The 21,909-nt window shown below is 40.0% G+C and carries 18 protein-coding genes; 11 read left to right on the top strand and 7 right to left on the bottom strand.

Annotation, left to right across the window (positions count from 1 at the left end):
• A partial coding sequence (locus V7783_RS13620; RefSeq protein WP_335679176.1) for a carboxypeptidase-like regulatory domain-containing protein occupies nucleotides 1–441 on the bottom strand: 441 nt, incomplete at its 3' end.
• Between the two features lie 43 nt (nucleotides 442–484).
• Nucleotides 485–1,339: a S1/P1 nuclease gene (locus V7783_RS13615; RefSeq protein WP_335679175.1), complete on the bottom strand. Its 855-nt coding sequence runs from the start codon at nucleotides 1,337–1,339 to the stop codon at nucleotides 485–487.
• Between the two features lie 219 nt (nucleotides 1,340–1,558).
• On the opposite strand from V7783_RS13615, the gene V7783_RS13610 reads away from it, so the two are divergent.
• Complete coding sequence (locus tag V7783_RS13610) at nucleotides 1,559–2,449, top strand: hypothetical protein (RefSeq protein ID WP_442961379.1); 891 nt, start codon at nucleotides 1,559–1,561, stop codon at nucleotides 2,447–2,449.
• The gene (locus V7783_RS13605) at nucleotides 2,446–3,381 is read left to right on the top strand and encodes a hypothetical protein (protein WP_335679173.1); all 936 of its coding nucleotides are present in this window, start codon (nucleotides 2,446–2,448) and stop codon (nucleotides 3,379–3,381) included. The genes V7783_RS13610 and V7783_RS13605 overlap by 4 nt, the downstream gene beginning before the upstream one ends.
• A 43-nt stretch (nucleotides 3,382–3,424) precedes the next feature.
• Here V7783_RS13605 and ushA read toward each other — a convergent pair whose 3' ends face one another.
• The gene (gene ushA / locus V7783_RS13600) at nucleotides 3,425–5,062 is read right to left on the bottom strand and encodes a bifunctional UDP-sugar hydrolase/5'-nucleotidase UshA (RefSeq protein WP_335679172.1); all 1,638 of its coding nucleotides are present in this window, start codon (nucleotides 5,060–5,062) and stop codon (nucleotides 3,425–3,427) included.
• 86 nt (nucleotides 5,063–5,148) lie between these two features.
• On the bottom strand, nucleotides 5,149–5,346 hold the full coding sequence (locus V7783_RS13595; RefSeq protein ID WP_335679171.1) for a hypothetical protein: 198 nt from the start codon (nucleotides 5,344–5,346) through the stop codon (nucleotides 5,149–5,151).
• 261 nt (nucleotides 5,347–5,607) lie between these two features.
• Between V7783_RS13595 and V7783_RS13590 the strand changes: the two genes are divergently transcribed.
• Nucleotides 5,608–6,351, top strand: coding sequence for a peptidylprolyl isomerase (locus tag V7783_RS13590; protein WP_335679170.1), 744 nt, complete (start codon nucleotides 5,608–5,610; stop codon nucleotides 6,349–6,351).
• A 54-nt stretch (nucleotides 6,352–6,405) separates the two neighbouring features.
• On the opposite strand, the gene V7783_RS13585 is transcribed toward V7783_RS13590, so the two are convergent.
• Nucleotides 6,406–6,825 (bottom strand): MAPEG family protein, encoded by a 420-nt coding sequence (locus tag V7783_RS13585; RefSeq protein ID WP_335679169.1) that lies wholly within the window; start codon nucleotides 6,823–6,825, stop codon nucleotides 6,406–6,408.
• Nucleotides 6,826–7,000: 175 nt separating this feature from the next.
• Between V7783_RS13585 and V7783_RS13580 the strand changes: the two genes are divergently transcribed.
• The 5 genes from V7783_RS13580 to V7783_RS13560 all read left to right on the top strand — a co-directional run bounded on the left by V7783_RS13580 (nucleotide 7,001) and on the right by V7783_RS13560 (nucleotide 12,380).
• Nucleotides 7,001–9,880: an insulinase family protein gene (locus V7783_RS13580; protein ID WP_335679168.1), complete on the top strand. Its 2,880-nt coding sequence runs from the start codon at nucleotides 7,001–7,003 to the stop codon at nucleotides 9,878–9,880.
• A gap of 127 nt (nucleotides 9,881–10,007) precedes the next feature.
• Nucleotides 10,008–10,526, top strand: a complete 519-nt coding sequence (locus V7783_RS13575; protein WP_335679167.1) for an RNA polymerase sigma factor — start codon at nucleotides 10,008–10,010, stop codon at nucleotides 10,524–10,526.
• Between the two features lie 12 nt (nucleotides 10,527–10,538).
• Nucleotides 10,539–10,919, top strand: a complete 381-nt coding sequence (locus V7783_RS13570; protein WP_335679166.1) for a DUF6768 family protein — start codon at nucleotides 10,539–10,541, stop codon at nucleotides 10,917–10,919.
• Between the two features lie 24 nt (nucleotides 10,920–10,943).
• Nucleotides 10,944–11,774 carry an alpha/beta fold hydrolase gene (locus tag V7783_RS13565; protein ID WP_335679165.1) on the top strand — a complete coding sequence of 277 codons (831 nt, stop codon included), beginning with the start codon at nucleotides 10,944–10,946 and terminating at the stop codon, nucleotides 11,772–11,774.
• A gap of 18 nt (nucleotides 11,775–11,792) precedes the next feature.
• A complete protein-coding gene (locus V7783_RS13560) occupies nucleotides 11,793–12,380 on the top strand; it encodes a DUF1287 domain-containing protein (RefSeq protein WP_335679164.1) in 588 nt (195 codons plus the stop codon).
• Nucleotides 12,381–12,505: 125 nt separating this feature from the next.
• Here V7783_RS13560 and V7783_RS13555 read toward each other — a convergent pair whose 3' ends face one another.
• Nucleotides 12,506–17,842 (bottom strand): S8 family serine peptidase, encoded by a 5,337-nt coding sequence (locus V7783_RS13555; RefSeq protein ID WP_335679163.1) that lies wholly within the window; start codon nucleotides 17,840–17,842, stop codon nucleotides 12,506–12,508.
• A 202-nt stretch (nucleotides 17,843–18,044) separates the two neighbouring features.
• Between V7783_RS13555 and V7783_RS13550 the strand changes: the two genes are divergently transcribed.
• The gene (locus tag V7783_RS13550; protein WP_335679162.1) at nucleotides 18,045–18,449 is read left to right on the top strand and encodes a DUF1801 domain-containing protein; all 405 of its coding nucleotides are present in this window, start codon (nucleotides 18,045–18,047) and stop codon (nucleotides 18,447–18,449) included.
• A gap of 46 nt (nucleotides 18,450–18,495) precedes the next feature.
• On the opposite strand, the gene V7783_RS13545 is transcribed toward V7783_RS13550, so the two are convergent.
• On the bottom strand, nucleotides 18,496–20,676 hold the full coding sequence (locus V7783_RS13545; protein ID WP_335679161.1) for an OsmC domain/YcaO domain-containing protein: 2,181 nt from the start codon (nucleotides 20,674–20,676) through the stop codon (nucleotides 18,496–18,498).
• Nucleotides 20,677–20,926: 250 nt separating this feature from the next.
• Between V7783_RS13545 and V7783_RS13540 the strand changes: the two genes are divergently transcribed.
• Nucleotides 20,927–21,361 (top strand): MbcA/ParS/Xre antitoxin family protein, encoded by a 435-nt coding sequence (locus tag V7783_RS13540; protein WP_335679160.1) that lies wholly within the window; start codon nucleotides 20,927–20,929, stop codon nucleotides 21,359–21,361.
• Nucleotides 21,361–21,834, top strand: a complete 474-nt coding sequence (locus V7783_RS13535) for an RES family NAD+ phosphorylase (RefSeq protein ID WP_182717571.1) — start codon at nucleotides 21,361–21,363, stop codon at nucleotides 21,832–21,834. The genes V7783_RS13540 and V7783_RS13535 overlap by 1 nt, the downstream gene beginning before the upstream one ends.
• The last annotated feature ends 75 nt before the right edge of the window (nucleotides 21,835–21,909 follow it).

The raw sequence follows: 21,909 nt of genomic DNA, 5'->3' as shown, positions 1-21,909 counted from the left end.
TAAATCTTCTAAAGTGAATGTTGCGGCAGGACCTGTTCCACCAGACATGCGGCTAATTGCACGACCTGTTACTACGATTTGTTCGATATTAGATTGTGGTTCAAGCGTTACGTTTACTGGGTAATCAGCACCTACTTGTAAGTTGATGTTATTAAATGATTGGTCTGCAAATACATCAGAATCTACTACAACACTGTAAGGGCCGCCAACACGAAGGCCTTTTGCAGTAAAGTAACCAGCATCATTAGTTTCAGTTTCTTTAGTTGAACCTGATGGAATGTGAACAATAGTAATTTTTGTGCCTGCAGCAGGGTTACCGTTAGGCCCTTTGATCTGACCTTTAATTGCAGAGGTCGTCTCATTTGCAAGCGCTGCGCCACTTACGCCAACACAAGCTGCGATAGCGAGTGAAAGTGCTGTTTTGCGTAGTTGAATTTTCATTATGTTGTTTTCCCGTGTTAAGGTTATGTTTAGTTTAATGATTTTAATTTATGTTAGCGGGCATCTTCAGTGCCTTTACTAACGGTTGTGCTGAACTGTCAAAAATTAAGTTTAACAATCCGGCAAGTCTTATTCCGCTTTGCTGTAAGCGGGTTTTTATAATTGGCATATTCTTATAAATATATTGATAACTGATTTTTGTTTCATGCTGATCATAAATAGAGTTTGCTATGTTATGTGATTCCTGTAGCCACTGAACTGGTGTACTTTGTAAGTACTCGGCAATCAACTGTTTATTATCTGTGTCTATAAAACCAGCAAATTCAGTGTAGGATAAATTTTCGTCTTCGATAAGTTTTGAATCCCACAAACTATGCAGATTGGTATCCTGCCCGAAGAATGTGACAGAAATATTATTGCCACCACGATCATCTTTTCTTCCAGCATGAAATGGTTGATGGCTGTCGCCGACTAAGTGTACAACAAAACGTAAACTGAATCTTTTTGCGTCTATTGAGCTGTTTGTATCTTTGAGAACGTCAATATTAAAAAGTAAGGCATCAAGGATATTAGAGACGGACTCTTTTGAAGAGTGATGAGAAGAAGGGTTATTTAAAGTGGCAGCATCAGCGTTGATATAGTGCCAGCGAGATGATTTTTTTTGCCAAAATTCACCGGGTGCAGAGCGCATTTCGTCAGCCCATGTCGCTATTTGCGGTAAGCTTTCGCCTTCAAGTAGCGGTTCTAATGCTTTAACTGTGGCTGGAGTTAAATGGGAATTGGCTACTTGCGCAACAATTCTGTGTCCATTTTGGCCCCACGCAAAAACACTATTACTGGTGAATAACAAAATCAAGCTACCCGCACTGATCAATAAGTTACCTATTTTTTGTAACATTTGTCATTTTCCAAACTGTAGTTCATAACTGAATCAATATTTCTAAAACCAATTGTCCTGATTTTCTAGCAAGATAGAAAGGACTCAATAAAATTCATAATTTCTTATTCTAATTATTATAAAAACAATCGCTTAACTTTATTAGGTAAAATTACTTGTTGTAATAAGTAATTTAAATTGGTCAAATAGAAGGGAGCTAAATAACACTGGCAGTAAACTTTGAATCGAGTACGACTAATTTCTTTAAAAACTATAATTGTTACAGTTTTGTTTCTGTTTGCCAGTTTGTTTTGGTGGGCAGGTAGTATCAGCGTCCCTAGTGGTAATGAGCCAATTCCAACATTTATAGATACATCAGTGCGTTGCCAAACAACGTCAGCTGCAAATCAAAATGTGTTAATTGTTTATGTGCCAATTAAATCAATGGCTAGTGATGTCACAAATGTTCTGTGTGATGATGCTGTAGTGGCAAAACAATATGGTGAAGTTACTACTTACTGGGGAAATAAGTCATCGGATACCATAGACTTTTTAGGTAAAGGTATTGCTGATCTGATCCTTGCGAAAGAAAATTTAATGGATGCGTTTATGGCGCAAACCACCTACAGCTATAAAGCAGTGGTTGGCTTTCCTAGTTACACCGCGTTTATTATTTCGAGTAAAGAAAAACCAAAAATAGAAAAACAGTACTTTTTAGATAAACGCATTGGCTTACTCGATTATCCCACCAGTCGCTCTGGGCATATACTACCAAAACAGATGTTTAAACAGTTAGATATTAATATTAATAACTTAAACATTACTTATGCCAGTTCCCATCAAGAGCTAAGGGAGTTATTAGCAGCAGGCAGTGTTGATTTGATTTCCTCTTATTGGCAAGAAAGCGATCAAGTACTGTTTTCAAAAAACTACATTACACCTATCAGCGATAATATCAGTGGTAGTCGCTGGTTTTTAAAAATGCAGTCGGAAAATACCGATTTATTGTGCGCTGTACAAGATCGATTAATGTCATTGTCGAAAGAACAAAATTCAAAGTATTTCAATCATGTTGAATCCTATTGGCAATGCAATGGCCAATCAGCACTGTTTGTTGGTAATCAAAGATGAAAAAATATATTAGCTTATTTTGTAGTGTATTTAGCTTGCTGTTAGCCGTCTTTTTTGTTGCAAATACAGTGCAAACGCAGCAGCAGGAGAAGCTCGCTCAATTACAGATTTTAAATCGCATTGCCTTAGATTTACCGCACATCAACTTGGCAAATGCATTTTTGAGTCACTCTGGTAGTGAAGATGATATTAAGCAATATATAACGCAACTTAACCAGCAATTAAAAATTAGCAACTTAGTTGTAGTGATCGCAATCGACGGTATTTCAATAAAAGCGATTGATGAGAGTATGGTTACAAATCAGCTGGTCACGCCAAGTAGAGATATTACGGTGGTGTTTTCACAAACACATCACTATACCGCAGCTTTTTTTATGCTAGTGATATTGATGGGGGCACTGGGATCTGCATTTATTGTCTGTTTAATTAGAATGCGCGACATAAAAATAAATTCATTGTCAGCGCTTAATAAAGGTAACCAAGAGCAAGTAGAGAATATTGTTTCAATTGTCAAAATTGATCTCAATAATAAAACGTTAGGCTTAAATACTAACCAAGAATTAGCGATTGCGCTTGCTAACAAGCCACTGTGTTTTTATTTAGCTTTAATCGAGTTTTGTGTTGAGCATCCTGCTGTAACACTCAATCAAAACAAAGATGTACCGGATGAGTTAATTGAATTGGCAAACAAGTATTTTTACCGTCTAACTCAGCTTGGTCACACTATTCGTAAGCGTCCTAACTTTACCAATAGTTTGGAAAAGACCTTAAGTGAAATTAGAGCCGCATTGGATGAGCTACTGATTGAACACCCTGAGCTGAAAGAGATCTATTATCCGCCTAAGGCGCATGGGGAAGGATCTCGCTCGCGGTTACACAGCTATGGCTTATCGAATATTAAAGTATCTGATATTGAAGTAATTGGTAAGTAATAGTGAGCAGATCTCACTCAATATAAGTGAGATCAGCTTTTAATTATTGTGGGGTAAACTCAATCGCTTTAACTGGACTATTTTCAGTAAAGAAACGTTTCAGCGCTTGCGCATCTGTTTCATCAGTACTGACAAAACCTTTACGTTTCAGCAAAATAGGGTAACCATCGCCGCCAGAGGCATTGTAGCTATTAATACTCATACGATAGGTTTTGCTTTTATCGAGGGGTTGTTTGTTGATCATCACTTTAGTCAACGTGTTATTACTGCGCTCAAAGCTTAAGTGATGGTATTGCAAGTATGCACCTGAGTCAGGTGGAAAGCTGGTGACCGTTTCTAGGTAATCCCAAAGCTCTTGGCCTTGCCAATCAATATAGGTAATGCGATTTTTAAATGGGTGTACTTTTAAAATATCTTTATAACTTACGTCACCAGCAGCAATACTGTCACGTACGCCACCACCACTGATAATGCCAAAGTCAGCGCCTACAACATTCATTTGTGACTGCACAATAACACGCGCTAAGTTGGTTTGTTGATAACGTACTTTATTACGATCACCTTCAAGCTTGGCATCAACATAACCAATTTTACCTTCAATCTGCTTTGCACCTATAGCTTGGTAATCAGCCAAAAAAGCCTTTAATTGAGGATCTGGTGTAATATAGTCATTGGCAAGTACGGGTTTTGTAGTGCCGTCTGCTTGTTCTTGATGAATGTATAAATTTACCGGCAGTAATTTATAGTCAAGCAAAGTGAGTTGGCCATTTTCGAGCTTAAATTCTGCTTTACCAACGTATTTTCCCCATTCATGAGCTTGCATGATCCAGGTGCCATTTTGTTGATCGGGTTTACATGCCATACCGGGTTTAAAGTTATCATCGTTTTTATTCTCGCTTGCCATACACACTGGTTCTTGTGAGTGGCCACCGATGATCATATCAAGGGTGTTTTTTTCAAGAGAGCGAGCTAGAGTAACATCGCCAGGCGCATTAATACCAAAATTGGCATCAACATAATGGCCCATATGAGTTACCGCAATGGTAATATCCGGCTGATATTGTGTTTTAATTTTGTCCGCTAATGCTTGTGTTACCGCAACAGGCTCCTCAAATTCAAGGTCGCCGATATATTGAGGGTTACCAATTTTAGCTGTGTCAGTCGTTGTTAGGCCAATTACCGCAATTGTTAGCCCTAGCTGCTGAAATATTTTATATGCTTGAAAGGCATTTTTGCCGGTTTTCTTATCAATAATATTGGCAGAGAGTAGTGGGAAATTTGCCCATTGTTGTTGCTGTTTTAAAACACTTAATGGATTGTCAAATTCATGATTACCAATTGCCATGGCATCGTAACCAATTAACGACATACCTTTAAAATCAGGCTCTGCAAATTGTAGATCAGATTCTGGAATGCCTGTGTTTATATCACCACCGGAAAGTAATAACACAGCATGACCATTTTGCTTTGCATCCGCGCGTAATTGGTCAATCAAGGTTTTACGTGCAGCCATGCCGTATTCGCCTTTTTCGTTATGCCAAAAACGGCCGTGATTATCATTGGTGTGTAAAATAGTGAGGTAGTGAATATCATCGGTTGATGAATGGGTATCAGGGGAAGGTTGGTTACTAGTGCATGCACTGATGCTTAGTAATAGAAAAAGAGAAATTAATATGCGCATAATGTGACCCGTGTTGTCAGTGTTCTGCTGTTCATTAAGCGCATAGTTTAAACTAGTTTTATTACTAAATAACGCAAATAACGTAATTATTCTATTTTCATATCGTCTTGGAAATTTAGTTTTCCTGTTGCGGCTAATTGACGTCGATGTAACTCTTGCTCTGCCAATGCTGATTTTTCATGGTTACTACCCACCATCCAGTTCAAAAAGCTGGCTGGCAACTTAGTATATGCTTCGCCCTGATGTAAGCCGAAATCGCATATCTGCTGTTCATTATTAGACATGGCAATGAATCCTGTTGTGTGTGTTTTTGTGTTGAAATAATACTAACAAAATAAATCAGTCTATTAAGACGATTTCGTTTTAAATAAAACTTACTTATAACGTGAGTGAATAACAATGAAATGTAACTACATGTAATTTAAATGTAATCAATTCGGTCTGATTTGTTTAAAGGTACGTTTTGCTATCGTATTTAGTTCATTGATTCTTTACTATTTGCATTGTATTTACATTAACACAACATTCTTCAGGACAAAAAAATAATGAAAAAACTATTACTGGGCACCTTGTTAGCTACAGCTGCGTTTGCAAGCAACGCGACTGTGGTTGAAATGCAGACTTCACAAGGGACAATTAAAATTGATTTATTTGATCAACAAACACCAAAAACAGTGGCAAACTTTTTAAGCTATGTTGAGAGTGAAGCATACAACCAAACGGTGATCCACCGCTCGATAGAGAAGTTTATCATTCAAGGTGGTGGATTTACTTTTACTGATGATTTTGAAGCGATTGAAACATCCCCCGCAATTATCAATGAGCCTGTGTTATCGAATGTAAAGGGCACAGTATCGATGGCCAAGCTAAGTAATAACGCAAATAGTGCTACAAGTCAGTGGTTCTTTAATCTTAAAGATAATAGCGCTAATTTAGATGTACAAAATGGGGGGTTTACTGTTTTTGGTCAGATCACTCCAGACAGCTATGCGGTGCTTGATAAGATTTCGGCGTTAGTACATTGTGGCGAAATTCCTGTAGTGGATATTACCAAAGAGCAGTGTGCAAATGCGGATACGACCTTAACCATCGCCAATTTAGTGGCTATAAACAGCGCGGTTATACTGGACGATGATCCTAACTCATCAGTAAATCTATCACCGAAAGAAAATACGCTAATCGATAACGTGAACCCAACGGATCCTAGTTCTGGTGATAGCTCAAGCGGTAGCATGAGCTGGTTATTACCATTATTATTATTAGGCTTTAAACGTCGTCGCGTAGCTTAACAAGAGTATGTACTGGCTATCGGGTTTATACCCGATAGCATCGGTTAGCTTTATTTAAAGCGCAAATACTCGCATCACTAATAAAACCCACATAGTTAAAACCAACAAACAGCCAAGCAAAAAACTATAATAACGCGGTTTTACGCTATTACTGCCTAGATGAATAATGCTGTGAATGACGCGCGAAATAACAAATCCCCATGCTAAAGCGACAAACACGTAACCAGCCGCATTGAGTTGTAGCCCTGTTACACAGGCAACAAAAAACAGCACCGGTATTTCGAATTGGTTAATATAGTTACGCCCGGCAATATGTACGTCATCGCCTGCCTTATCTAATTGCATAGTCGCAAAATCCTGCATCGAAATAGTTTTGTTACGTGCTGCACTAAAACGTCGGCGGCCCATCACTATCATTACGGTAAAGGTCAGCATGACTTGAGCGAACATAGCAAGTAATAGATATTTTTCCATTTTAGTTTCCTTTATTAATTATTTTTCTGTGTAGGGCTATTCAATTGCTTGTTTAGACTAACAGTTTGTTTTTGCAATTTACAATGTGTTACAAAGTATATAGGAAAATGATTGCATGCATTTTGATATTTACTGATCATTCAAATAATAAACAAGTGATGGATTAACTCTCGATATGAAAAAAATAATTACTCTAAGCGCGATTGCCCTTGCGGTACTAAGTGGTTGTGGTACTACAACTACATCAGTGCCACCACAAAGCGCATTATTGTCAGACACTCTGGTAATTAGCCCAAATGATACTCGCCAATATAAAACCCTAAAATTGGCAAATGAAATTGAAGTGATTTTAGTCTCAGATCCAAGCGCTGAAAAATCAGCGGCAGCATTAAGTGTGGGGGTTGGTTTATTACACGATCCAATGAGTCAACAAGGCATGGCGCATTACTTAGAGCATATGTTATTTTTAGGTACTGAGCGTTACCCTGATACCAAAGGGTACTCTGATTTTATGACCAAAAATGGCGGTGCACACAACGCGTATACTTGGCTTGATATCACTAACTATATGTTTAAAGTAAATAACGATGCCTACGACGAAGCGCTTGACCGTTTTGCTGACTTTTTTAAATCGCCAAAGCTTTACCCAGAATACACAGATAAAGAGAAAAATGCGGTAAATGCTGAGTGGTCAATGCGCCGTGAAATGGACTTTTTTGGTCAGTTTAAACTTGCCCGTAAAATGATGGGGGATCATCCAGCCAACCGCTTTTTAATCGGTAACCTAGAAACTCTCGGTGATAAAGAAGGCAGTTCACTGCATAAAGAAACTGTTGATTTTTATAATAAATATTACTCTTCTAATATTATGAAAGTGGCAATGATTTCAAACCTGCCACTTGGCGAGATGGAAGCCAAAGCACAAAAATACTTTGCTGATATAGAAGATAAAAAAATCGAAAAACCAACCGTTACTCAAAAACTAGATTTTGGTAACGTTGGCGGGAAACGCGTACATTACGCGCCAAATGAAGATGTAAAACAGTTACAACTTGATTTTACTATCACTGATAACAGCGACGAATTTGCCGTTAAACCTAACCGTTTTGTCGCGTATTTATTAAGTAATGAAATGCAAGGTAGTCCGGCCCAAATTCTGCGTGATAAAGGCTGGGTATCACAACTTTCTGCAAGTGCGACACCAACACACTACGGTAATTATGGTGCGCTGACAGTCGATGTACAGTTAACAGATGAAGGCATGAAAAACCGCGAAGCAATCGTCGCAACGATTATGCAATACATTGACTTAATTAAAAAAGAAGGCGTAGATAGTAAATACTTTAATGAAATTCGCACTTCACTCAATAATGAATTTCAATTTTTGGAAAAAGGCGATGAGTTCGGTTATGTTAGTAATCTAGCTGGCAGCATGCAGGATTATCCGCTTAACCATGCGATCAATGCGCCATATCATTATGCTAAATTTGATGCCGCTGCGATTAATAAAGTACTTAAGCAGTTAAATGCTGACACTTTACGTATTTGGTATACCTCTAAACAAGAAGAAACTGACTCACAATTGCATTTCTACGATGGTAAATACCGCATTGAAGATATCAGCGATGCAGAGATCGCCAGCTGGAGTAAGCCAAGCCAATTTGCGTTAGCATTGCCAACTGTTAACCGTTTATTACCAGAGAGCTTTGCTATTAAAACAGCACAATTTGCTGAGCAAAAGCATCCTGCTTTGGTGTATGACAAAAATGGCGTAAAAGTATGGCGTCAAGCAAGTCAAAACTTTGCCGAGCAGCCTAAAGGGTTGGTTGAAGTTTATTTAAACACGCCAGATGCGTTGACGGATATAAAAGCAAAAGTACTTTACTCAGTATGGGCTGATTTATACAACCTACAACAAAGTAAACTCAGTACTGAAGCCGCGGTTGCCGGTATGAGTGTTGGTCTTGAAGCGAGCAATGGCCTTATTTTATCTCTGAGTGGCTTTACAGATAAGCAAGATGCATTGCTGGCGCAAGCGCTGGAAAATATAAACGTACAAGTGACAGAGCAGGGCTTTGCCCAAGCTCTTGATCGTTACCAGCGCGCTTTGTTAAATGCACAAAAACAATTTCCTTTCTATCAAGCGTTTGATGAATATTCAAAACTGATTAGAACGGGTAGCTTTGATACGGATGCATTAGTAAATACAGCGGGTACACTAACTATTGCCGATTTTGAGCAGCTCAAACAACAGACATTTGGCAATAACGAACTGCGCGTATTTACCTTTGGTAACTACAATCAGCAAGATGTTGACTCAATTGCTAAAGAGCTAACGACAGTCTTACCTAAAAACCATCAATCTACCGCGTTTGCACGCAGCAAAGCCTGGTTGCCGCAACCTGGTGAAACTATCGTGTTGCAAAAAGACATTGATGTAGCCGATGTAGCGATTATTGATATGACCGTGCACCCAGTTGCAGGTTATAAACAAAAAGCACAAGCGCAAGTGCTACAAGGTCACTTTAGTACTATCGCATTTGATAAATTACGTACCGAAGAGCAACTGGCTTATGCGGTAGGCGGATTAGCTCGTCCAATTGAAGACTTCTCTGCAATTGGCTTGTTTATTCAAACACCGGTTAAAGATGCACAAGCAATGCAAGCGCGTTTTGAAGAGTTTAAAAAGCAATACGCTGTAGAGCTTGATAACATGAGTGAAGAAACCTTCGCGCAGCTTAAAAACGCAGCCTTAGTATCACTTAAAGAGCAGCCAAAAAATCTCAGCGATGAGATGGGCCCGTTAATTGGTGATTGGTATCGTGAAAACTTTGAGTTTGATTCAAAAGAAAAGTTAATTGTAGAAGTTGAAAAAGTAACCCTTGCGGATATTAAAGACTACTACAAAAAAACCATGTTAAACCCACAAGCTGCGCGTTTAAACGTGCAACTGCGTGGTAGTAAGTTTGCTGACAAAGCGTTTGCAGATTTACCTAAGCAAACTTTAGTGACTGACTTACAAGCGCACTTTGATGGTATTAAATTGCAAAAGTAACTGAGCTGTTTAAGCATTGATTTATAATGAGCCCAAGCAATTGCTTGGGCTTTTTTTGTGAAAAATAAAAAATTGCGAACCTTTTGCTTAGCAACACCGTCTTGTAAAAAAGATATTAAGGAAATGCATGAATTCGACGCAAATAGCGCTTGCTGTAATTAATGCGCAGCAGGGGGATGAGCTGGCTTTTAACTCATTATGTAACTGTTTATATAAACCAAGCTTTCTCTTCGCGATGAAGCTGTGTAAGCAGACAGACCTAGCAAAAGATATTACGCAGGAAGCGTGGGCTGTGGTGGCAAAAGATATTCGCAAACTAAAAGAGCCAAGTGTATTTAAAGCATGGTTGTTTAGGGTGGTGTATCACAAATTTATAGATACAACTAGACAAACTAAGGGCTTCGAGAGTTTTCAGCTAGATAAACATGAACAAACAAGAGATATAACAAGTAGTACTGAGCAATCTATTGATTTACTGAAATTGATAAATAACCTGCCGGATAGTGAGCGACATAGCATCTATCTATTTTATTTAGAGCAAATGTCAATTAGTGACATCGCCTTAATAACGGATGTAGCGGTTGGCACAGTAAAGTCACGCTTGCACCGAGCGAGAGCACAAATGGCAACATGGTTAAATGAATAATTGGAGATAAAAATGAACTTAGATGAGAAAATAAAACAGAGCTTACAAGCAGAGCAACACAATTTAGAGTCTATTTTGGAGAGTGATCCTGGCTTATTTAAGCAGCTTAGCGGTGTATATAATGGAAATATGCGACGTTGGACTATTTTAGGGACGTTTTTCGCTTTTATACTTACAGCCATTTTTATACTATCAGCGTATCAATTTTTTAATTCCGAGCAGCAATTGTTTTGGGCAGTGTGTTTTGTCAGTAGTTTAATGATGCAAATTGCCATAAAGCTGTGGCTGTTTATGGAAATGAACCGACAATCAATCATTAAAGAAATTAAGCGAAGCGAACTTGAAATTAGGCTGATGCTCAGTGAGCATTTAAGCTCCAACAGTCAAACCTAAGTTAAAATGTAAAAGGAAAATACAATGCAGTTAAGATCTTTAGGTATTAATACTAATCGCTTCTTGTTACTCACTCTCTTTTTATTGTTTGCTGCAAATGTTAAAGCGGCAGTTGTAAAAGTGGGAGAGTTTGAGTTGGAATATGAAGTTGCAGGTACTGGCGAGCAAGTTGTATTACTAGAGGCGGGGGGCAGTGCAGGCTTAGACGATTGGAACTCGGTTTTTAGTTCCATAGCTGAGCAAACTAAGGTTATTCGTTACTCGCGTGTAGGTAATGGCAACTCAACAGCAATTAAGCGGCATTTTACGTCAATGGACTATGCCGATCATTTGAGTGAGTTCTTGTTGGCGCTGGACATTTCAAAACCAGTAATACTAGTTGCGCACTCTTATGGTGGCAGTGTCGCGCGAGATTTTGCTGCAAAATATCCACAACAATTAAATGCATTACTCATGCTCGATCCTTCCTCTGAGCACGATGTAGATATACTGCGTGCCATAAATCTAGAGCAGGGTAATAAAGAAATCGCGCAAATAAAACTAAGTGATATGGCAAATGGGATGTCGAATCAATATTTAGACTTTTGGAGTAAAAGGCCCTTACCAGATTATCCGCAGATTAAAGATATACCCGTTACAGTTATAGCGTCAGTGCGAAAAGTAGCTGAACCGAGTAATTTGTTTTTTACAGACAAGGGCCGAATGATGTGGGGAGAAATGTGGCAGAATTGGGCTGCTGAATTTCCTCAAGGGCGCAGTGTGTTAACAGAAAAAAGCGGTCACTTTATTCAAAATGATGAGCCTATGCTGGTGCTACGAGAGTTAAAGCGACTAATGAAGTTTAAAGAGCGTTAGAATTTACAAGGAGTGATTATGAATTATGTACTTTGTTTTTTGCTGTTATTGTTTTCTGCTTTTAGTTATAGCAATACATTTACTGATGGATTGGTAAACGCCGCAAATGATAGAACAACGCACAATGTCCGTTATGACGGTGCATATCATCGTATTGCTTACCCAAACGGTGACGTACCAGCCAATATTGGCGTGTGTACTGACGTAATTATTCGAAGTTATAGAGCTCTAGGCATTGATTTACAACAGTTAGTGCACGAAGACATGCGCGATAACTTCTCTTCTTACCCTTCAAAAAGAATATGGGGTTTAACTAAAGCCGATAGTAATATTGATCATCGTAGAGTACCCAACTTACAAGCTTTTTTTAAGCGTCATGGCACAGTGCTGCCGATCACTAATAATGCTGACACTTATAAAGCAGGTGATATTGTCACTTGGATGCTACCTGGCAATTTGCCGCATATAGGTATAGTGGTGAATGAGTTCGCGGTAGATAACAAAACGCCGCTTATTGTGCATAACATCGGAGCCGGGCCGCAACGAGAAGACGTGCTGTTCCGCTATAAAATCACCGGACATTATCGCTATGAGACAGAGGATTAACGATATAGTGAAACTTTAAAGTATAAAAAATGCCAGTGACATGAGGCACTGGCATTGGTTACAACTAATTACGTTGTTAAGGGTTCGTTAGGCTGCGCTGTGAGCTACAGCGCAGTAAAATAAGCTTATCGCTTAAGTTTACGACGAAGTACGGCTGGAATTGCCAATAACATCAGTAGTAAACCTGAGGTTGAGCCTGAATCTTTGTCTTCTTCAGGTTCAACAGCTTCATCAACCATAACGGTAACACTTTGTTGGCTTTGTAATTCGCCGTCACTGACTGTAACGATAAATTGATATTCACCAGCTTGTGTTGCATTAAAGGTTGCAATAGCTGTGCTACTGTTAGCAAGCATTACGTCTGTACCTGATGTCTGTTCCCATTGGTAAGTTAATTCATCAGATTCGGCATCTTTTGATTTACTTGCATCTAAAGTTACAAAGTTACCAACAGTGGCATTTGTTCCTTTAGCGATGACTACAGGTGCTGTGTTCTCAATTTCAACAGGTGGTGCTTCTTTTTCAACCACAGTGAGTTTAAGTTCTTTTGCTACAGTAAACTCGCCGTCTGTTACTGTTACATTGAACACATATTCACCCATCTCAGCAGCATCAAAACTAGCAATGGCTTGGTCGGTATTAGCTAAGGTAGCTGTTGGGCCAGACACTTGTTGCCAAGTGAAGCTAAGTTCATCATGTGTATCGGTTGAGCCGCTGGCGTCCAGTGTTACAGTCTCACCTAAGAAAGTATTCTCAGCTTGAACCATTACAGTGGGTGCTGTGTTTACTTTATTTACCGAAAGAACGAATGGTTGGCTCGCTACATCACCTGATGCTACGCTGTCACGTACATGTAGAACTAGGTCTAGGTCGCCATAGGCACCGATATCAGGTGTTATTGTTACTGTGCTGCCACTTTCGTTACCAGACACTTGGTAACTGATATGCTCACCTTCAACTTCAATCAGGTTGCTGACTTTGTTTTTGTCGGTGTAAGTGACAGTGAAGCTAACTGGTTGGCCTGCATCAGAGGTCATATCTGCAACAGGTAATAACTCAAGGTTACCAGCCACTTCCAGATCAAGCGTTAGCGTTTCATTTTCAGCGCCTTCTAGGCCATTACTTAGTTCAAGCGTCTGTGTTTGACCGGCAGCAGTTTGCGTAACATACCCTTGGAATGCCACGTTAAATTGTGATTCCTCAGGACCGGTGTAATCCATACAAACAACTAACTCATCACTAAGAACATCAGTTAAGTCATTGAATGCAATTCCTTCACCGTAATAGTGTTCAACGGGTGAACCATTAATAACAGTACGTCCAGCATATGATTTAAAGCCGATACTACCTTTTTCGTCAGCCATTGAAAGATTGTCGTAGGCAAACATCATTTCATACTCACCTGGCTCGTAGTTGATGTTTGTTCTTAAAAAAGCTTCAAAATCAACAGATTGACCTTCTGTATTACGACGTTCTACGTTATCCCATTCAAGTACTAACCATTGACGATCGGCTGTGTAACTAGGTGTAACACCCGCATTGAGGTCATATTGCCCTGATAACGCATCAAAACGAGTTAACATGTTATCACCAACCCAGTATGGCGCAATCATGTGCTCAGGGGTTGGGATCGTTGAACCTGTAGGGAATGGAGTGTGCGCTGAAGGCAGACGACGGTTACTCCAATAGATAGCACCAGCAGGGCTTATCTTTAATGATGTATAGTTTTCAAGGTTAAAGAACGGGAAACTAACATCTAGATCAGTGTACATTAGATCTTTAAGTGAGTACTCAAAGCTATTTGAGTATCTACCTTCAACATCAACGAGCGTACGCCAACCATATTGTCGAAGATCTAAATAGCCAGGATGTGGTGAACCTGCAACACGCAAAGAACACATTTCATCAGTGGTACTTGTGGTAACTTTATAGTTACGTTCAACATTTTTCGATGATTGTTGTGTTCCTGCAACATGCCATGCTTGATCATTTACAATCACTTCGCTAGGTGTTGAGTGTGATGCAATTACTGAATCAGCAACTAACTCAATGCCTTCTGGAAGTGCTAAATCAAGGGCAAAGTTTCGCGCTTGTTCGGTGTTGTTGGCAATAACCTTAACATTGAAGTCAACGATATCGCCCACTTTTGCTTTGCTTTTACTGGCTGTAAAGCTTACATCTTCATCGACTTGCGATAAGATCAGTGGAATAAAGCCAACATTTCCTATGTCATTTGGGTTTGAGCCAATATCGACGCCGCCAAAGTAAATATCGCCTATTTCCATATCTGGGATGTTGTAACCAATATCAATGGTGTAATCTTCGTAACCTGATACTTTTTCAGGTGCGCTCACAGTCATGTTACCGGCATCGGTGCTTAATACAGCAGTCGCGACACTTGTTTCACGTGGGTCTGAGTTATATACATTTGATATCACAGTCCAATATTGGCCCTGCGCTGGATCATGAATAGCACATGTATTTGTTACTGTATAAGCAGTTGACATACATAGCATTTCATCCCATGACGGAATACCGTCGCCATTGCTGTCTTGGCCCATGAAAATAAGCTTACGCTGAGTATCATCGCCAATAATTTGTGAAATAATAAGCGGGGTATTCTCAGGCACAGTACTGAAAGTAACGAGTACTTCATCTAAATTATCAAATGGTTCACCAACTGTTGAATCTATAGACAAGGTTTTAGTTGCAACCTCTGCTTTTTGGAAACCATAATTTTTACTTGCAAAATCAGAGATATCACCAGTGATCATAGGTCCAATTGTTGCTACACCAGATGTACGGTGTGCATCAATAGTGACAAAATCAGGAAGACCTGTATCACCATTGTAAGTCCATACTGGTAACTCAAGCGTTGGTGATGCTGTATTTGCTGGCGTTAGTACGAGTTGCCCTTGATTGCCGATATAATCAATTTGCCCTGTAATGCCAGGTGCACGAACAGTTTTTGCTTTTACAACCAGAGCAACAGTTTCACCTTTTTTAACTGTAAATTCGCTTGGAGTAACTTCAATTTCAAATCCGTCAGTAAAAGTGTCAGATGTAGCTGTCCAGTTGCCATCTTCAGTCGCTTTAAAAGTACGGATCCAATTACATTCATCAACACACTCGGTGTTAACCATGTAAGCTGTATTCAAATTTTCGACAAAGCCACCTAGATTTGGATTAGCTTCTTGCATGTTTTCCATATTTTCATCAAGTACAAGGCCCACTTTATCAGCAAGATCAACATGCATTCGACCTGCGCCTGACTCACCCATAGAAGAGTTGTAACCACTTGATTCATAATTAGCTAAAAATTTAGAAGAATACAGATCATTACTCGCAGTCATCAATAATGCCGATTGTATTTCCAGTGGAGACCAATCTGGGTGAGACTGCTTTAATAGCGCCGCAGCACCCGCAACATGTGGGCTTGCCATTGAAGTACCCGACATCATCATCCACTGGGCAGTTCCTGGATTGGCAGTGAATGGCTGATCGGTTGAACCTGGTGCGTAGATATCAACACCCGGCGCTGCAATATCTACAAACAAGGTGTTTAGACCATAATACGAAGGACCTTGACTTGAGAAGTAAGCCAAATTATGGCCTTCAACATCTTCAATTTCAGCAGCGGTTGAGGTGATTGTCGCCATGTGACCTTTACCTGAAGATAGCCATGTAAAAATCTCTTGCGCATCTGAGTTTTTAATATGAATTGCAGGAATAGGATGTGGTACATCTGGTAAATCAGCTGAATCATAGAAACTAGATTGATTATAGATGATTAACCCTTCAGCGCCACCGTTAGCAACATTAATGCCTTTGTAATATAAAGGGTTAGAACTACGTTTACACACGACAATAACAGCTTGCTCTGACTCGTTAATATCTGGTGTTTCAGGGTCATCAGCAAAATCAAAAGTGCCTTCTGGGAACTCGTTATCACAGTTTGGTACCCAAGATGAGATAGGTTCATTTGGATTGTCAAACTCAGCAGCATTAACCACTAAGCCTGTTATTTCTTCAAATGTAACTGAGCGGCCAGTCATATCCAAAGGCGCAGCTGTGTCTCCACCGGTCATATTGCTTAACGTTTTTTCAGAGTACGCGATACGACTACTTGGCGTGCTTGCAGCTACTGTAGTTAACCAAGGAGATGAGTGGTCAGCACTCATTATTTCAGGGCCATTATTACCCGCTGCGGCAGCTATAAATATACCGCTTTTCGCGGCGTTGAAAAAAGCTTGCTCAATTGGATCTGTCCACGGGTCTTGTTCAAGGCCACCGATTGAGAAGTTGATCACATCCACATTATCAATCGCGGCTTGCTCAATGGCTGATATGATCGCGGTTTCAGGACAACCTGAGTATGGATCGCCCGCACTACCAGCAAAACATGCTTGGTAGGAAATAATATTTGCATGCGGAGCCATACCTGATAACTGTTCAAACTCAAGGTTAGTTGGAAGACCATCCCCTTGTACCAGAGCTTCTGTTAGTAAGTACTTTTGATTATATATAATATTACCCGCGGAAGTACCCGCAACATGCGAGCCATGGCTATGATAATCTTCACCATTTTCTGGGCGAGATTCTGCATAAACGGGGTCAGAATAAGTCGAAGTAATTTCAGGGTATGAGTAAACACCAATCAGTTTACTATTACAAAGTGATGCATCAGCTTGACAATCACCTAAAAAATTATCAGCACCTAGTGGGTTTATATGCTGGTAACCGTCATCGCCTACTGCTGCAAATGAAGGGTGATCAGTATTGATACCGGTATCAATAATACCAACAACAATCTCTTCACCTAAGTTTTTACCTGTGCCAGAAGCTGGGGTGTTCCAAACAGCGTGTGCGCCAGTGTCACCCACTGAATTAAAGGTTTGCAGTTGCTTCATGGTTGAGCGTTTGATGTGTTTTACACCCGGAACTTTAGCAAGCTGTAGTGCTTGTTGCTGGGTCATTTGAGTTGTAAAACCATTAAGCGCTACAGTGAACGAACGCTCAGATTGCACACTTAAACCTTGTAGCTTTTGCGCGTTACTTAGCACACTGGTTTGCTGTTGTTGTAAATAGTTTTGATATTGAGCCAATGCGCTTTGTTTTAAGTCTAAAGGACGATTTGACGAACGCGCAGCTTGAACAAGACTTTTAGTTGCAGTGTGACCGGCAACACCACCGTCATAAGAGGTTAAAGGCGCATCTTCTAATTGCACTATGTAGGTATGTGTACCCGAGATGTTTTGTTCTGCCTTGAAAATAGAGCTTTGTTTTTTTACTTGTTGATTAAGTTTATTAGGCCAGTCTAATTCAGGTTGTGCTTTAATTTCAGCTTGGTTTGCTGGTGCTGTCCACTGGCTATTATTGTTATTAGTATCGCTCGCAGTGGCCGCGGATGCAGCATATAGTGCACTCGTAACTACAACGGCAATTTTAGTTTTGTTAAACATAGAAACTCCAAAATGATAAAAGGGTGCTATGAATCTATTCAATAAATAATCTGTTGATGAATATTCAAGCAGCTGCATTATCACTAAAAGTTTTCAGTCTGGCATCACTGTGGCAACAAATGATACACAATGCTACATTTGTTTCGGTTAGTATTCGCCCTTATATTATGGGATTAGTTGTTTATTGGAAGGAGGCTTATTGATGGATGAACATGTAAAAAAAAAGTTTATAACCTATCCAGCAGCGGTCTCGATTGTTTTAAAACAAGTTAGAGCGCTGATACTCGCTGTTGCCGAGCAAGATGGCATCACAGATCTTGAAGAAACCCTAAAGTGGGGTGAGCCGAGTTATATCTCAAACAGTGGTTCCACAATCAGGTTTGATTATAAAGACAAAGCACCGCAGCATTTTTGTATTTATTTTAACTGTAATACTAAGCTGGTGGAGACATTTAAAGAGTTGTACGGCGATACCTTTGTCTATCAAGGCAATCGTGCGTTGGTATTTGAGCTTAGCCAAACACTGCCAAATAAAGAGCTCGCGCATTGTTTGTCGCTGGCTCTGCGCTATAAAAACATAAAGCACCTGCCATTGCTAGGTGCTTAGATTTAATAGTGAGTGTAGGCGTAAGTTTACCTCGCGCTCACACTTTTTACTTAGCCTTTGCAGCGCGTGCGGCGTGTAGTTTTTTATAGCTGTCAATTAAGCGTTGATGACGCTCTAACCCTTCAAGTTGCATGTTGGTTGGTGTTAAACCATAAAACAATACATCGCCATTGATAGAGCCGACCACGGCATCCATGACCTCTTGGCCAAACATGCGGGTAAAGCTATGAATGTAGTCTTCAATCTCAAGGTCATCACTGAGTGCGACTTCGAGTGTTGCGTGCATTGCTTGATAGAACAACCCGCGTTCAACGGTGTTATCGTTGAATTGCAAGAAGGTTTCAACCAGTTCCATTGTCGCTTCTAAGTCACCCAGTGCTAAGTAAATTAACAGCTTAAGTTCAAGTATCGTTAACTGACCCCAAACCGTATTTTCGTCAAACTCAACACCAATTAGGGTAATAATGTCGATGTAGTTATCAAGCTGGCTGTCTTCTAGGCGCTCAACTAAATCGGCAAGCTGATCTTCATCTAAGCTGTGCAGATTTAAAATGTCTTCACGGTACTTAAGGGCTTTGTTGGTGTTATCCCAAATTAAGTCTTCTACTGGGTAAACTTCAGAGTAATCAGGCACTAAAATACGACACGCTGTGCCTAGGTCTGAAAACTCAGCAATGTAAGCTTCTTTACCTAAGTCTTTTAAAATACCGAACAAGCTTGCGGTTTCTTCTTCGTTAGTGCCGGAGAAATCCCATTCAACAAAGTCATAATCGTGCTTCGCACTGAAAAAGCGCCATGAAATTTTACCTGTTGAGTCAATAAAGTGCTCAACAAAGTTTTCAGGCTCTGATACGGCCATGCTGTTAAAGGTGGGTTTTGGTACGTCATTTAAGCCTTCAAAGCTGCGACCTTGTAATAGCTCAGTTAAGCTGCGCTCAAGGGCGACTTCAAAGCTTGGGTGTGCACCAAATGAAGCAAACACACCGCCGGTTTTTGGGTTCATTAAGGTAACGCACATCACTGGAAACTGTCCGCCAAGGGAGGCATCTTTTACCACAACTGGAAAGCCTTGCTCTTCTAAGCCTTTAATACCAGCAACAATACCTGGGTATTTAGCAAGTACTTCTTCCGGTACATCAGGCAGTACAATTTCTTGTTCGATAATTTGGCGTTTAACCGCGCGCTCAAAAATCTCAGATAAACATTGTACTTTGGCTTCTGCAAAGTTATTACCGGCACTCATACCGTTACTTAAAAATAAGTTTTCAATTAAGTTTGATGGAAAGTATACGGTTTCGCCGTCAGATTGACGCACATACGGGATAGAGCAAATACCGCGCTCAATATTACCTGAGTTTGTGTCGATAAGGTGCGAGCCGCACAGTTCATCTTCAGGATTATAAATGCTTAGCGTGTAGTCGTCTAAAATGCCTTCTGGCAGGGAGTCGTCATCGGTAAGCGCAAACCATTTTTCATTTGGGTAATGAACAAACTCACTGTTGGCAATCTCTTGTCCAAGGAATTGGTCATTATAGAAAAAGTTACAGTTTAAACGCTCGATAAATTCACCCAGGGCTGAGCATAATGCACTTTCTTTAGTGGCACCCTTGCCATTGGTAAAACACATGGGTGATGCGGCATCACGAATATGTAATGACCATACGTTTGGTACGATATTGCGCCATGATGAAATTTCAATCTTCATGCCTAAGTCGGCTAAAATCGCCGTCATATCAGCAATAGTTTGTTCTAGCGGTAAATCTTTACCAAGAATGAAGGTGTTTTCATTGCCTTCAGGCTTTGCCATTAACATGGCTTGAGCGTCATTATCTAGGCTTTCTACCGCGTCAATTTTAAACTCGGGCGCAGTTTGAATAACTCGCTTAACCGTACAGCGGTCAACTGAGCGCAAGATGCCAGTGCGGTCTTTTTCAGAAATGCTTTCAGGTAGCTCAACTTGAATTTGGAATATTTGGTTGTAACGATCTTCCGGGTCAACAATGTTGTTTTGTGCAACACGAATACCATCGGTCGAAATATCACGAGCATTACAATACACTTTTATAAAGTACGCAGCGCATAAAGCTGACGATGCTAAAAAATAGTCAAATGGACTTGGCGCAGAGCCATCGCCTTTATAACGGATTGGTTGATCCGCAATGACTGAGAAATCGTCAAACTTAGCTTCTAATCTAAGGTTATCGAGAAAATTAACTTTAATTTCCATTGAGTTGGTCCACCTTCATGCGCACTAATAAGTAAGGCTGCTAAGTGTTTGCGCCAGACTTCGTCAGTGTATTTTCATTTAGCTGCAATTATCCGCTTTTTAGGGGAGTACATACAAGTAATAGTCGCGGTTAATTTTAAAAGAGTGAAGTTAGTGAGGGTAAAGTTAGCGAGGGTGAAGGTAAGGTTGTTACCTTGCTAGTTTTGACACTTGGTATTATAATTAACGACAATTGTCGCTGGAGGTGTTTATGGAAACTTTAAAGTTTGATTTTATAGAAGTAGTGAGTGGTGGGTTAATCACTAACAACTCTAATGCATTAGAAGAAATTACTGTTGCTACTACAGGCTTGAAAGCTTCTTCCATCTTCCTTCTTAGTAAATCGCTTGGATGGGAACAAAAACTAATAGCTAAGACTATTGGTACTACTACGCGAACATTAGAGCGACATGTAAAAGAGCGCAAACGTTTAGGTATTAACTTAAGTCAAAATGCATTGGAAGTTGCACGTTTGTCATCTATAGGTATTTCATACTTTGGTGATGTAAAACGTTGGAATGAGTGGTTGAACACCGCTCATACGCAGTTCGATGGCAAAGCGCCAAAAGAGTTTTTGCATACCATTCGCGGCCGTGAGTTAATTAAGCGAATTATTAATGGGCTAGAGTATGGATTCACTGCTTGATGATTTGTTATAGAATTGCCCCAACTGAACATAACAATTCAAATAACGCGCTATCAGGCCTAGGTGGGCTTTATGCAGAAGGTAGATGGCACATGGTTGGTAAACCTGTTGTTTACACAGCAAGTAGCCGTTCACTTGCAATGCTTGAGAGGTTAGTGAACGACTCTACGGATATACTTAACAAGCAGTTATCAGTCACATCGATATTAATACCTGATAAACTGAAAATTAAACGCTTGGTTGTATCTGATCTACCAAGTGACTGGGATGATCACCCTTATATATTAAAAACCCAAATAGTGGGTAGCGACTGGTTAACGAGTATGGGAGAAGCTGTACTGCAAGTTCCTTCCTCTGTTTGTTCAGATGAATATAATTTTATAATAAACCCCGCACATACTGATGCGCATGAAATAAAATGCGTTGAATGCCAACCATTTAGCTACCCTAAAAGATTAGCTTTAAAGCTTTAGTGATTTAGTAAGCGGCTGATTCGACCACTTACTATCTGGTACAAAGTTGCTTGCTCAATTAGAGTGGCTGGCTAG

It is taken from the genome of Pseudoalteromonas sp., assembly GCF_036960685.1.
Taxonomy (GTDB): domain Bacteria; phylum Pseudomonadota; class Gammaproteobacteria; order Enterobacterales; family Alteromonadaceae; genus Pseudoalteromonas.
This window is presented reverse-complemented; position numbering and strand designations above follow the sequence as displayed.